At 72.4% G+C, this 13582-nt stretch carries 11 protein-coding genes; 4 read left to right on the top strand and 7 right to left on the bottom strand.

The window, feature by feature from the left end:
- Positions 1-35: 35 nt before the first annotated feature.
- Positions 36-671 (top strand): DUF2889 domain-containing protein, encoded by a 636-nt coding sequence (locus QI554_RS09220; protein ID WP_281467946.1) that lies wholly within the window; start codon positions 36-38, stop codon positions 669-671.
- Positions 672-728: 57 nt separating this feature from the next.
- Here QI554_RS09220 and QI554_RS09215 read toward each other — a convergent pair whose 3' ends face one another.
- Positions 729-2183, bottom strand: a complete 1455-nt coding sequence (locus tag QI554_RS09215; RefSeq protein ID WP_281467943.1) for an amidase — start codon at positions 2181-2183, stop codon at positions 729-731.
- 130 nt (positions 2184-2313) lie between these two features.
- Here QI554_RS09215 and QI554_RS09210 point away from each other — a divergent pair, with 130 nt between their 5' ends.
- Entirely contained in the window at positions 2314-3036 is a 723-nt protein-coding gene (locus tag QI554_RS09210) for a TetR/AcrR family transcriptional regulator (protein WP_281467941.1), read from the top strand.
- Positions 3037-3109: 73 nt separating this feature from the next.
- Here QI554_RS09210 and pgl read toward each other — a convergent pair whose 3' ends face one another.
- The 6 genes from pgl to tkt all read right to left on the bottom strand — a co-directional run bounded on the left by pgl (position 3110) and on the right by tkt (position 11738).
- Positions 3110-3910, bottom strand: coding sequence for a 6-phosphogluconolactonase (gene pgl, locus QI554_RS09205; RefSeq protein ID WP_281467939.1), 801 nt, complete (start codon positions 3908-3910; stop codon positions 3110-3112).
- Positions 3907-5070, bottom strand: coding sequence for a glucose-6-phosphate dehydrogenase assembly protein OpcA (opcA, locus tag QI554_RS09200; protein ID WP_281467937.1), 1164 nt, complete (start codon positions 5068-5070; stop codon positions 3907-3909). The genes pgl and opcA overlap by 4 nt, the downstream gene beginning before the upstream one ends.
- Positions 5067-6611 (bottom strand): glucose-6-phosphate dehydrogenase, encoded by a 1545-nt coding sequence (zwf, locus tag QI554_RS09195; protein ID WP_281467935.1) that lies wholly within the window; start codon positions 6609-6611, stop codon positions 5067-5069. Before zwf ends, opcA begins: the two co-directional genes overlap by 4 nt.
- Positions 6608-8305, bottom strand: coding sequence for a glucose-6-phosphate isomerase (locus QI554_RS09190; protein WP_281467933.1), 1698 nt, complete (start codon positions 8303-8305; stop codon positions 6608-6610). The genes zwf and QI554_RS09190 overlap by 4 nt, the downstream gene beginning before the upstream one ends.
- 196 nt (positions 8306-8501) lie before the next feature.
- Positions 8502-9611, bottom strand: a complete 1110-nt coding sequence (tal, locus tag QI554_RS09185; RefSeq protein WP_281467932.1) for a transaldolase — start codon at positions 9609-9611, stop codon at positions 8502-8504.
- A gap of 36 nt (positions 9612-9647) precedes the next feature.
- Entirely contained in the window at positions 9648-11738 is a 2091-nt protein-coding gene (gene tkt, locus QI554_RS09180) for a transketolase (RefSeq protein ID WP_281467930.1), read from the bottom strand.
- 253 nt (positions 11739-11991) lie between these two features.
- Here tkt and QI554_RS09175 point away from each other — a divergent pair, with 253 nt between their 5' ends.
- Positions 11992-12936 (top strand): heme o synthase, encoded by a 945-nt coding sequence (locus QI554_RS09175; RefSeq protein WP_425527946.1) that lies wholly within the window; start codon positions 11992-11994, stop codon positions 12934-12936.
- A 185-nt stretch (positions 12937-13121) separates the two neighbouring features.
- Complete coding sequence (locus tag QI554_RS09170; protein ID WP_281467926.1) at positions 13122-13487, top strand: hypothetical protein; 366 nt, start codon at positions 13122-13124, stop codon at positions 13485-13487.
- The last annotated feature ends 95 nt before the right edge of the window (positions 13488-13582 follow it).

Genomic DNA, 13582 nt, shown 5'->3' with positions numbered 1-13582 from the left:
ACCCCGCAGAGGGGGCGCAGGGAGGGTCAGCCGACATGACGCAGTCCGCACCACCACAGCCCGAAACCCCCGAACGTGTGCCCCTCGCCGTTCACCGCCGCCAGCTGACCTTCGACGCCTTCGAGGAAGGCGACGACCTCCTCGTCACCGCGTTCCTGCGCGACGAACGCCCGTGGCAGACGGACGCCCGAGCGGTTCTCCACCACATGCAGCTCGACGTACGGGTGCGCAAGGCGGACCTCACCATCACCGAGGCGACCGCCGGCATGCACAGCTTTCCGCACGCCGAATGCCCCTTGATCGCCCCGAAGTTCGGCGAGCTCGTCGGAATGAGGGTGGGTTCGGGGTTCAACACCAAGCTGCAGGCGGCCTTCCGCGGGGTGTCCGGCTGCTCCCAGCTGTTCGAGCTGTCCCGCGCCCTCGGTTCGGCCGTGTTCCAGAGCGTCATGTCCTGCAACGCGCGGGCTCGTCTGAAAGCCGTTCCGGAGCCGCAGAACCCGCCCGTCCCCCCGCCTGCCGCGCTCGTCGACCGCATGGTCGCGCCGATCCGGGGGACGTGCCACATCTGGGACGAGGGCGGCGTCGCCGAATCAAAGATCAGGGCGGGCGTCGACCTGAACCACGGCCCCTACCCCATCCCGGCACTCGCTCCCGCGAGCCCTTCGAAGTAGCAGGAGTCCGGGGGCGGCGGCACGACAACAGGCCGCCGCCCCCGGACCAGAAGAACGTCAGACCATCGGGCGACGCCCGTCCGCGTACCCCCACGGCCGGACGGCCTCGACGGCCGCGCCGACGGTGAAGACGGTCGCGTCGTCGTACGTCTTGCCGACGATCTGCACACCGGTCGGGACTCCGTTGGAGGCGAAGCCCGACGGCACCGCGAGCACGGGCACGCGGCTGCAGATGTTGAACGGGATGGTCATCGCCATGTCCATGTAGGACGCGAGCTCGACGCCCTCGACCACCAGCTTGGTCTCGGTGTACTCGTCGCCGGCCTTCAGCGCGGGGACCGCGGTCGTCGGGCACACCAGCGCGTCGAAGCGTTCGAGCAGCGCGCCGAGTTCGGCGTAGATCTCGCCCTCCAGCTTGAGTCCGTCGAGGAAGCTGGTCTCCGCCGCGACCCGGGCCGCGTCCTCGGCGAACATCCGCAGGTAGCCGGTGACCAGGTCGGGGGCGGCCGCGATGGCCTCACCCGCGTCGGCGCCCATGATGCCCGCGAAGTGCGCGAGGCTGGCGCGCTTGATGGTCTCCTGGGTCCAGCCGAGCTCGACCTCCTCGACGATCGCGCCGGCGGCGCGCAGCGCCTCGGCGGTGGCGCGCGCGTTGGCGGCCACCTCCGGGTCGACGCGGAAGTCGCCGAGCCGGGCGCAGAACGCGATGCGCATGCCCTCGACGCCGCGGGCGCCCTCGTACGTCTCGGGCAGCACGAGCTTCGGGCGCAGCGAGACGACGTCGCCCGCCCACGGGCCGGCGATGACGTTCTCGAGGAGCGCGCAGTCGGCGACGGTGCGGGCCATCGGGCCGTCGTGGCAGAACTGGTCGAGGTTGTACGGCGGCATGGCCGGCACGCGGCCGAACGGCGGCTTGAAGCCGACGACGCCGCTGAAGGAGGCGGGGATGCGGATGGAGCCGCCGATGTCGGAGCCGGTGGCGAGCGGCGCGTAGCCGGCCGCGAGGGCCGCCCCGGAGCCGCCGGAGGAGCCGCCCGGCGAGTAGTCGGGGTTCCACGGGTTGCGGGTGATGCCCCACAGCTTGGACTGGGTGAACGCGGCGGAGGAGAACTCCGGGGTCGCGACGCGCATGTGGACGATGCCGCCGGCCTCGGCGACACGCGTGATCACCGGGTGGGTCTCGTCGGCGACGTTGTCGGCGAGGAGCAGGGAGCCTTCCTGGTGCAGGCGGCCCGCGATGGGCTGCTCCTCCTTGGCGGCGACGGGCAGGCCCTCGAGGGGGCGTATCCCGCCGCTTCCCTTGCCCATGTACCGCGCTTCGGCCTCGCGGGCGGCCGCGTAGGCCTCGTCGTGCAGCGTCTCGACGACCGCGTTGACCACCGGCTCGGTCGCGCGGGCGCGCTCCAGGACCGCGTCGAGGAGTTCGACGGGGGACAGTTCACGGGCCCGGAAGAGGGCGAGCGCCTCGGTGGCGGGCAGGTAGGCGAGATCGGCCGGAGTGGCGGACGACACAGGCGTGGCTCCCTTGCAGCGTGGGGTGGATCGAGACAGATTGACCGCGTGACCACTCCGTTGTCAACGGCGTTGATCAAAAAAGTCAACAGCGTTCACGTTTGCCGACGGCGCGAGACATAATGTGGGGATGCGCAAGAGCCCCACCGAGCCCGCCCCGCGTCGCCGACCGGACCCGGCGACCCGCGGCCCCGGCGGCGGCCGCAGGCACTTCCTCAACCGCGAGCTGCTGCTCGACACGGCCATCGCGGTGATCGAGAAGGACGGCCACGAGGCGCTGACCTTCCGCAGGCTGGGCGCCGAGCTGGACGTCGCGCCGACCGCGGTCTACCGGCACTTCGCCGACAAGGACGAGCTGCTGCGCGCGCTCGGCGAGCGGCTGATCGAGCACGCGCTCGACGGCTACGAGCCGGCCCCCGAGTGGCGCCGCACCGTCCGCGAGGTGGCCGTCGCGGCCCGCCGCGCGTACCTCGCGCACCCGCGCGTCGGCGCACTCGCCCTCGCCCGCGTCACCAGCAGCGACGTATCGTTCCGCCTGACCGACATATGCCTCGGCGCGTTCCGCTCGCTCGGACTCGACGCCGCCGACGCCGCGCGCTACTACCTGGCGCTGGTCGACATGACACTCGGGTCGGCCTCCCTGGAATCCGCCTTCGCGGCCCTGGACCCGGCCACCCGCGCCGCCGACGACGCGGTCTGGGGCGCCGAGTTCCTCACCGCCTCCGCCGAGCGTTTCCCGAGCCTGGCCGCGTCCGCCCCGTACATGACGGGCGCGTTCCGCGACGACCACTTCGAGTTCACGCTCGGCCTGCTGCTGGACGCGATCGAGCTGCGCGCGGCCGGACACGCCTGAGGGGCGGCACCCGGATCCGGGTGCCGCCCCTCGGGCCGGTCGTTCACCTCACGGCGTCGAACCGTCGTTCACCTCACGGCGACGCTATCCGGTTGAGCCCCTTGGGCAGTTGCGCGGCCGCCGTGCGGTCCAGCAGCCACAGGGTGCTCCGGCGGCCGTAAGCGCCCGCCGCCGGGACCTGCTTGTCGCCGCCGCCCGCGAGCGCGATGCGGACCGCGGCCGCCTTGTCCTCGCCCGCGGCCAGCAGCCACACGTCCTTCGCCGTACGGATCGCCGGGAACGTCAGCGTGATCCGGGTCGGCGGCGGCTTCGGCGCGCCGCGCACCGCCACGACCGTGCGCTCGGTCTCCTGCACCGCCGGCAACTCAGGGAACAGCGACGCGACATGCGTGTCCGGGCCGACCCCGAACAGCGCGACGTCGAAGGACGGCACGTCCACGCCGCCCCGCTCCCCCGCGGTCTCGGCCCGTGCCGCGACCGCGAGTTCGGCCGCGTACCGGGCGGCGGCGGCCTCGGGGTCGTTGCCGTCCGGGCCGTCGTTCGCCGGCATCGCGTGCACGAACGCCGGGTTCAGCGGCAGCTTGTCGAGCAGTTCGGCGCGCGCCTGCGTCTCGTTGCGCTCCGGGTGGCCGCTCGCCAGGAACCGCTCGTCGCCCCACCACACGTGCACGTGCGCCCAGTCCACCGCGTCGCGGGCCGGCGACTCGGCGAGCTCGCGCAGCAGCGCGTTGCCGTTGCGGCCGCCGGTGAGCACGACGTGCGCGACGCCCCGCGCGGCCTGGGCGTCGACCACGCGGGTGATGAACCGCGCGGCCGCCGCCCGGGCGAGGAGCGCCCCGTCGTTGTGCACCAGGACCGTGGGGGTGCCGGTCACTTGCCGCCGCCCGACGTGCCGCCGGTGCGCTTGCGCGGCGCGGCGGTCCGCTTGGCGGTCTTCTTCGCCGCCGTGGCGCCGGACCGCGAGCCCGCCGCCGAGCTCGCGCTGGAACGGCCGGTGCGGCCGGTCGTGGCGGGCTTCGCCGCCTCGTCCGCCGACTCGGCCAGCGTCGAGCTGCCCGGCACCGCGGTGACCGCGACGGTCGCGGACTCGTGCGCCTCCGCCTGCTTCGCCGCCGTGGACGCGGTGTTCCTGGCCTCGTGCGCCGCGTGCGCGAGCGTCGCCGCGTACACGTCGTCCGGGTCGAGCCGGCGCAGTTCCTCGGCGATCAGCTCGGCGGCGTCGCGGCGCTTGAGCGCCACGTGCCGGTCGGGCTGGCCCGGCGTGGTCAGCGTGGCCAGCACGCCGTCCGGCCGGGTGATGGCGATGTCGCCGCCGACCGTCACCAGCTTGACCGCGGTGATGCCGGGGCCGGCCGAGACGACCCGTTCGACGGGCACGCCGAGCCGGTCGGACAGCCACAGCGCCAGCAGCTCCGCGCTCGGGTTGCCGGCCTTGGCCTCGACGGCCGCGGACGAGATCTTCTCGTAGCGCTGGTCGAGCGCGGCGGCCAGCAGGCTGCGCCACGTGGTGGTGCGGGTCCAGGCCAGGTCGGTGTCGCCCGGCACGTAGCCGGACGCGCGGATCTCCAGCCAGTCGGGGCGCCGCGGCGCGGCGACGGCGTCGGTGATGCGGCGCTGCGCGAGCACGCCGAGCGGGTCCTTGCTGGCGGTCTCGGGCGCGGCGCCCGGCCACCACACGACGACGGGCGCGTCGGGCAGCAGCAGCGGGAGCACCACGGACTCGGCGTGCTCGGCGAGTTCGCCGTGCAGGCGCAGGACGACGGTCTCGCCCGCGCCGACGTCGCCGACCCGCACCTCGGCGTCCAGGCGCGGCGTGATGTCCGCGCCGGGACGGCCGATGACGACGAGGATGCGCGAGGGGTGCTCGCGGGCCGCCTCGGTGGCGGCCTTCATCGCGTCGTACTGGTTGCTCTCGTCGGTGACGATGACGAGGGTGAGCACCATGCCGAGGGCCGGCGAGCCGATGGCGTGCCGGGCGTCCACCAGGGCCGCGTTCACGGCACTGGACTTCGTGTCGGTCAGGTCGATCATCATGGGCGGCGCCAGCTCCGTCCGTCACGTGCGAGCATCTCGTCGGCGGCCTCGGGGCCCCAGGTCCCGGACACGTAGGTGTCCGGCTTTCCGTGCTTGTCCCAGTACTTCTCGATGGGGTCGAGGATCTTCCAGGACGCCTCGACCTCCTCCCAGCGCGGGAACAGCGGGGCGTCGCCGAGCAGGACGTCGAGCAGGAGGCGCTCGTACGCCTCGGGGCTCGACTCGGTGAAGGACTCGCCGTAGGCGAAGTCCATGTTGACGTCCCGCACCTCCATCGCGGTACCCGGCACCTTCGAGCCGAACCGCACCGTCATGCCCTCGTCCGGCTGGACGCGGATGACCAGGGCGTTCTGCCCGAGCTCTTCGGTGGCGGTCTCGTCGAACGGCAGGTGGGGCGCGCGCTGGAAGACGACCGCGATCTCGGTGACGCGGCGCCCGAGGCGCTTGCCGGTGCGCAGGTAGAACGGGACGCCCGCCCAGCGGCGGTTCTCGATCTCCAGCTTGATCGCGGCGTAGGTGTCGGTGCGCGAGGTCGGCGAGATGCCGTCCTCCTCCAGGTAGCCGACGACCTTCTCGCCGCCCTGCCAGCCGGCCGCGTACTGGGCGCGCACGGTGTGCCGGCCCAGGTCCTCGGGCAGCTTGATGGAGTTGAGCACCTTGAGCTTCTCGGCGACCAGCGCGTCGGCGTCGAACGACAGCGGCTCCTCCATCGCGGTGAGCGCGAGGAGCTGGAGCAGGTGGTTCTGGATGACGTCGCGCGCCGCGCCGATGCCGTCGTAGTAGCCCGCGCGGCCGCCGATGCCGATGTCCTCGGCCATGGTGATCTGCACGTGGTCGACGTACGAGCGGTTCCACAGCGGTTCGAACATCGTGTTGGCGAAGCGCAGCGCCAGGATGTTCTGGACGGTCTCCTTGCCCAGGTAGTGGTCGATGCGGAAGACCGCCTCGGGCGGGAAGACCTCGTCGACCACGTTGTTCAGCTTGACCGCGGTCGCCATGTCGCGGCCGAACGGCTTCTCGATGACCGCGCGGCGCCACGAGTCGGGGTGCGGCGGGTCGGCGAGGCCGTGCTTCTTCAGCTGCGCGACGACGACCGGGAAGAACTTCGGCGGCACGGACAGGTAGAAGGCGTGGTTGCCGTGCGTGCCCTGCTTCTCGTCCAGCTCGACGATGGTGCGGCGGAGATGGTCGAACGCGTCGTCGTCGTCGAAGTCGCCCTGGACGAACCGGAAGCCCTCGGACAGCTGGCGCCAGACCTCCTCGCGGAAGGGGGTGCGCGCGTGCTGCTTGACCGCGTCGTACACCACCTGCCCGAAGTCCTCGTCGGCCCAGTCTCGGCGGGCGAAGCCGGTGAGCGCGAAGCCCGGCGGCAGCAGGCCGCGGTTGGCGAGGTCGTAGATGGCCGGCATGAGCTTCTTGCGGCTCAGGTCGCCGGTCACGCCGAAGATCACGAGCCCGGACGGGCCGGCGATGCGCGGCAGGCGGCGGTCCTGGGGGTCGCGCAGCGGGTTGTTGGGCCACCCCGTGGGAACGCGGGTCATGCGGTACCTCCGGCAGGGGACGCGGCGGGAAGCGCGCGGACGTCGGCGAGGAGTTCGGCGAGCCCCTCGGCGGCGTCCAGCAGGTGCAGCCGCAGCACGGGGCGCTCACGCTTGCCGAGGGCGCCGAGGTCGCCGAGCGCCTGGGCGCGCTGCAGCTGCGCGAAGGTGTACGGGCGGCCCGCCACCGGCAGGTCCTCGGTCACCTCGCCGGTGACCTGCAGGAACGCGCCGACGCGCGGTCCGCCCTTGTGGAACTGCCCGGTGGAGTGCAGGAACCGCGGCGCCCAGCCGAAGGTGACCTGCCGGTCGCCGAGCGCCTCGGCGAGCAGCGGCCGCAGCTGCGGCGCGGTGCTGTCGGCGAACCGGTCGAGGTACGCCATGACGGCCAGGTAGCCGTTCTCGGGGACGGTCGCGAGCAGCGCGCGCACCGCGTCGGCGGCGGTGGTGGCGCCGTCCAGCAGCGCGGCGTCGCCGTAGACCGCGATCACCCCGTCCACGAAGGCGGGGTCGCCCTCGGGCAGTGCGCCGTCGCTCTCCAGCGCGGTGAGCAGCGCGCTGGTGTTGTCCTTGGACTCCTGGACGTTGGGCTGGTCGAACGGGTCGATGCCGATGATCCGGCCGGCGACCGCGGTGGCGTACTCCCAGAGCAGGAACTGCGCGCCGAGCGGGCCGCGCACGTCGACGTCGCAGACGTCGCAGCCCTGCGCGCCGCCGTCGCCGGTGCTCGCGAGGACGGCGTCGCCGCCGGCGCCCGTGAAGCCGGGGGCGTCGGTGCCCTCGACGACGACCGGCAGGATGCCGCGGGCCAGCTTGCCGGTGGACTCGGCGATCAGCTGCTCGGCCCAGTCGCCGAAGCCGACGATGCCGGATCCGGCCGCGTCGGCCAGCACCAGCTTGTCGCGGCCCGCCACGGCGGCCGCGCCGAGCGCGGCGCCGAGCACCAGGCCGGGGTTGTCGTCGTTGCCGGACAGCGCGGGGGCGAGGGCCGCCGCGTCGTCGAGCAGCCGGGCGACGTCAACGCCGGCGAGCGCGCTGGGCACCAGGCCGAACGCGGTGAGCGCCGAGTAGCGGCCGCCGACGTTCGGGTCGGCGAGCACGACGGTGTAGCCGGCCTCGCGGGCGGACTTCTCCAGCGGCGAGCCGGGGTCGGTGACGACGACGATCCGCGCGGCGATCTGGTCGGGCGTGAGGCCCGCGTCGCGGAAGGCCTGCTCGAACGCGCGCCGGTGGCTGTCGGTCTCGATGGTGCCGCCGGACTTGCTGGCGACCACGATGACGGTGCGCGCGACGCGGTCCGCGAGGGCGCGGCGCACCTGGTCGGCGTCGGTGGTGTCGAGGACGGTCAGCGGCCTGCCGTAGGTGGCGGCGATGACCTCGGGGGCGAGCGACGAGCCGCCCATCCCGGCGAGCACGACGTGGTCGAGGCCCTCGGCCTGGACGCTCTCGCGGAGTTCAGCGAGCTGCGGGAGCAGGGCGCGGGACGACGCGGGGAGGTCGACCCAGCCGAGCCGGATGGCGGCCTCGGACTCGGCGTCCGGACCCCAAAGCGTCGGGTCCGACGCGGTCAGCCGCGCCGGGACCTTGTCGGCGACCTGCGACGCCATGGCGTCGCGCACTGCCGTGGCCTGGACGAGGTCACCGGAAACGGTGACGTCCACGCCGCCGGCGGTCACGCGTTCGAATGCGTGTTGCACGGGCGGTCAGCCCTCCTGTGGTTTTGGAGTCTGCTGAAATCATGCCCTGATTGCGTGGATTTCTCGGGGCGGCGCGGCCGTTCGGGTGACCTGCGGCCGGCCGCCCCGAGAAGGGGTGTTGCGGGTGCTGCAAAGTACTGCGGTTGCTATGTGACGCGTCCTGATGAGGGGTCAGGACGCGGTGGTGCGGCGCCGGTTACGGGCGCAGCCGGTCCAACTCGGCCTGCACGGAGGCGAGCAGCTCGTTCCACGAGGTCTCGAACTTCTCGACGCCCTCGTCCTCGAGCAGCTGCACGACCTCGTCGTACGAGACGCCGACCGCTTCGAGGGCGGCCAGCTCCGCGCGGGACCGGTCGTAGGTGCCGTGCACCGCGTCGCCGGTGATCTCGCCGGACGCGGCGACCGCGTCCAGGGTGGCCTCCGGCATGGTGTTCACGGTGCCGCGCACGACCAGGTCGTCGACGTACAGGGTCGGCTTGTAAGCCGGGTCCTTGACGCCGGTCGACGCCCACAGCGGGCGCTGCGGGTTGGCGCCGGCGGCCGCCAGGGCCTGCCAGCGGTCGGACGCGACGACCTCTTCGTACGCCTCGTACGCGAGCCGCGCGTTGGCGAGCGCCGCCTTGCCGCGCAGCGCCTTGGCCTCGTCCGAGCCGATCTTGTCGAGCCGCGCGTCGATCTCGGTGTCCACGCGGGAGACGAAGAACGACGCGACCGACTCGATCTCGGCCAGGTTGTGCCCGGCGGCCTTGGCCTGCTCGAGACCCGTCAGGTAGGCGTCCATGACGGCCTTGTACCGCTCGAGCGAGAAGATCAGCGTGACGTTGACGCTGATGCCCTCGGCGATCACCGCGGAGATCGCGGGCAGGCCGGCCTCCGTCGCGGGGATCTTGATGAGCAGGTTGCGGCGGTCGACGAGCCACCACAGCTGGCGGGCCTCGGCGACCGTCGGCTCCGTCTTGTGCGCCAGGCGCGGGTCGACCTCGATGGAGACCCGGCCGTCGACGTGGTTGCTCGCCACGAAGACCGGCTTGAGGACGTCGCACGCGCGGCGCACGTCGGCCGCCGTCATCATCCGCACGGCCTCGTCGACCGTGACGCCGCGCACCGCGAGGTCGCGCAGCTGGTCGTTGTAGTCGTCCTTGCCGGAGATGGCCTTCTGGAAGATCGCCGGGTTGGTGGTGACGCCGACGATCTCCTTCTCGCGGACCAGCTCGGCAAGGTTGCCCGAGTCGAGGCGGGCCCGGCTCAGGTCGTCGAGCCAGATCGCCACGCCCTCAGCGGAGAGGCGACGGAGGTTGTCCGTCATGACGTTCGCTCCTCTGTTCTTGTGTGTGTATCCGGCTCAAGCCGACGCGCTGCGCAGGGATTCCCGCGCGGCGGTCACGACGGCCTCGGCGGTGATCCCGAACTCGGAGAACAGCGTCTTGAAGTCCGCGGACGCGCCGAAGTGCTCCAGGGACACGCTCTTGCCCGCGTCGCCGACCAGCTCGCGCCAGCCCAGCGCGATGCCGGCCTCGACCGAGACGCGCGCCTTCACGGCCGGCGGCAGCACGTGCTCGCGGTAGGACTGGTCCTGCGCGTTGAACCACTCGACGCACGGCATCGACACGACGCGGGTCGGGACGCCCTCGGACTCCAGGGTCTCGCGGGCGGCCATCGCCAGCTGCACCTCGGAGCCGGTGCCGATGAGCACGACCTGCGGCAGGCCGCTGGACGCCTCGGCCAGCACGTAGCCGCCCTTGGCGGTGCCGTCGGCGCTGTTGTGGTCGTCGCGGTCGAACGTCGGGACGTCCTGGCGGGTGAGCAGGATGCCGGCCGGGCGGTCGGTGTGCGACAGGATCGTGCGCCACGCGACGGCGACCTCGTTGGCGTCCGCCGGGCGGACGACGTCCAGGCCCGGGATGGCGCGCAGCGCGGCGATGTGCTCGACCGGCTGGTGGGTCGGGCCGTCCTCGCCGAGGCCGATCGAGTCGTGCGTCCACACGTAGGTGACCGGCAGCTTCATGAGCGCGGCCAGGCGCACCGCGGGGCGCATGTAGTCGGAGAACACCAGGAAGGTGCCGCCGTACACGCGGGTGCCGCCGTGCAGCGCGATGCCGTTCATGGTCGAGCCCATGGCGTGCTCGCGGATGCCGAAGTGGATCGTGCGGCCGTACGGGTCGGCCGACTTCAGCGGGTTGCCCGCGGGCAGGAACGAGCTGGACTCGTCGATCGTGGTGTTGTTCGACTCGGCCAGGTCGGCGCTGCCGCCCCACAGCTCGGGGATGATCGCGCCGAGCTCCTCCAGCACCTTGCCGGACGCCTTGCGCGTGGCCATCGCCTTGCCGGTCTCGAACGACGGGAGGGCCTTCTCCCAGCCGTCGGGCAGCTGGCGCTTGGCGACCCGGGCGAGGACCGCGGCGCGCTCGGGGTTGGCGGTGCGCCACGCGTCGAGCTGCTTGTCCCACACGGCGCGGGCGGCGCGGCCGCGGTCGACGACCAGGCGGGCGTGCGCGAGCACGTCGTCGGCGACCTCGAAGCTCTGCTCGGGGTCGAAGCCGAGGATCTTCTTGGTGGCGGCGATCTCGTCGGCGCCGAGCGCGGAGCCGTGCGCCTTCGCGGTGTTCTGCGCGTTGGGCGCGGGCCACGCGATGGTGGTGCGCATGCCGATCATCGTCGGGCGGTCGGTCTCGGCCTGGCCGGCGCGCAGCGCGGCGTACAGCGCCTCGACGTCGATGTCGCCGTTCGGCAGCGGCTCGACGCGCAGGGTGTGCCAGCCGTACGCCTCGTAGCGCTTGAGGACGTCCTCGCTGAACGCCGTCTCGGTGTCGCCCTCGATCGAGATGTGGTTGTCGTCGTACACCGCGACGAGGTTGCCGAGCTTCTGGTGGCCGGCCAGCGAGCTGGCCTCCGCCGAGATGCCCTCCTCCAGGTCGCCGTCGGAGACGATGGCCCAGATGGTGTGGTCGAACGGCGACGTGCCGGCCTCGGCCTCGGGGTCGAACAGGCCGCGCTCGTAACGGGCCGCCATCGCCATGCCGACCGCGTTGGCGATGCCCTGGCCGAGCGGGCCGGTGGTGGTCTCGACGCCGCTGGTGTGGCCGTGCTCGGGGTGGCCGGGGGTGCGGCTGCCCCAGGTGCGGAACGCCTTCATGTCGTCCAGCGTCAGGCCGTAGCCCGAGAGGAACAGCTGCGTGTACAGCGTGAGGCTGGTGTGCCCGGGGGACAGCACGAAGCGGTCGCGGCCGACCCAGTCGGGGTCGGTCGGGTCGTGCTTGAGGAGCTTCTGCCAGATGAGGTAGGCGGCCGGCGCGAGGCTCATGGCCGTACCCGGGTGGCCGTTGCCGACCTTCTGCACGGCGTCCATCGCGAGGACACGAGCCGTGTCCACCGCGCGCTTGTCGAGGTCGGTCCACTCCAGCGCGCTGCTGTCGTTGGTCGGCATGGTGCTCACCCTTGTCAGGGCTCCTTCCGGTTCTCTCCGGTTGAACGCCGTGGTCGCCGGAATACCGGGCCAGTCGCCCGTGCGGCGTAAACGGCACTAAGCCGAGCCTACCGGGGCCCGGATGCGTCGACGCGGCGGAGGAGTCCGGTCGGGTGGCGCCGGCCGTCCGCGGGCGGCGCGCGGAGATGCCCCCCGCGCTTCGGCACATTGGCGAGGGACTACAGTTTCCTGCTAGTTCCTAACCGCTGCTGATGGGGTGTTCGTGACAGCCGTCGAATCCCGACCGGCCGGGCTCGCGGGTTCGTCCCGCGGCAGTCGTCCGCCGGTGGCCCGGGTCCTCGCGTTCGTGGCCCTCACGAAACCGCGCATCATCGAGCTGCTGCTCATCAGCACGATCCCGGTCATGTTCCTCGCCGCGAAGGGCCTGCCCGACCTGGGCCTGGTGCTCGCGGTGTGCTTCGGCGGCTACCTGTCCGCGGGCAGCGCCAACGCGTTCAACATGTACCTGGACCGGGACATCGACCGGCTGATGCACCGCACCGAGCGGCGGCCGCTGGTCACCGGGATGGTGTCGCCGCGCGAGTGCCTGGTCTTCGCGACGGCGCTCGGCGTGATCTCCACCGCGTGGTTCTGGGTCTTCGCGAACCCGCTGTCGGCCGGCCTGTCGGTGCTGGCGATCTTCTACTACGTGGTCGTCTACACGATGATGCTGAAGCGGCGCACGCCGCAGAACATCGTGTGGGGCGGCATCGCCGGCTGCATGCAGGTCCTCATCGGCTGGACCGCGGTGACCAACTCGCTGGCTTGGGCGCCGTTCGTGCTGTTCATGGTCATCTTCTTCTGGACGCCGCCGCACTATTGGCCGCTGTCGATGAAGTGCAAGGACGACTACGCCAACGCGGGCGTCCCGATGCTGCCGGTCGTCGCGGGCAACAAGGTCGTCGCCAAGCAGATCGTGATCTACAGCTGGGTCATGGTCGCCACCTCGATGCTGCTGTGGCCCGCCGCGCACACCGGCTGGCTCTACCCGGCGGCCGCCGCGGTGCTCGGCGTGGCGTGGCTGTACGAGGCGCACGCGCTGCAGCGCCGCGCGAACGCCGAGACGACCGGCACGAAGCTGAAGGAAATGCGGCTGTTCCACTGGTCGATCACCTACCTGACGCTGCTGTTCGTCGCCGTCGCGGTCGACCCGCTGATCTTCGGCTGACACCTCTATTACGTCGGTTAATACGTCGGTCGCGGCCACGTCGTCCGGCGGTCCCGGCGTGCGGCGGGTCTGTTGTGACCATCCCCACGGAGCCGGACCGATGACTCGTCGGTAGCATTCGCGCAAGATCGAGCGCATCGGCGAACGAGCGCGACGAGCACGTCAGAGCCAAGCGAGGTGTGAGCATGACCGCCACCACGGAGACTCCCGAGGCCCCGGCTGCGGACGGCCGGGCCGACCGCACGGTCCGCCGTCTGGCCCGCAACCTCTCGCGCTTCGCGAGCCGCCACGCGGTGGACGGCAACGCGCAGGCCGACGCCGTGGTCGAGTACGTCGGACGCGACGCCACCCGCATCGTGCTCGTCGGCGCCGACGGCCAGTGGGGCGACCAGGTCGCCAAGGACCCGCAGACCGCCCGCAAGGCGATCGAGGCGGCCGGCCTGACGCTGCACGAGGAGTTCCCTAACGACGTCGCGCTGCGCGTCAAGACCGGGCAGTACGAGTGGACCCGCATGGCGGGCATCCAGGTCGGCGGCCCGGCGAACGCCTGACACGCCGTCACCCAGAACAGCGCCGCGGGGGCCCCCCCGGGCCCCCCGGGGGGCCGGGGCGGCCGGGGGGGGCCCGCCGCGCCCCGGCACCCCCG

The organism is Yinghuangia seranimata, assembly GCF_029953285.1.
GTDB classification, from domain to species: Bacteria; Actinomycetota; Actinomycetes; order Streptomycetales; family Streptomycetaceae; genus Yinghuangia; species Yinghuangia seranimata.
Note: the sequence above shows the minus strand (reverse complement) of the source record. Positions and strands in the feature narration are given on the sequence as shown.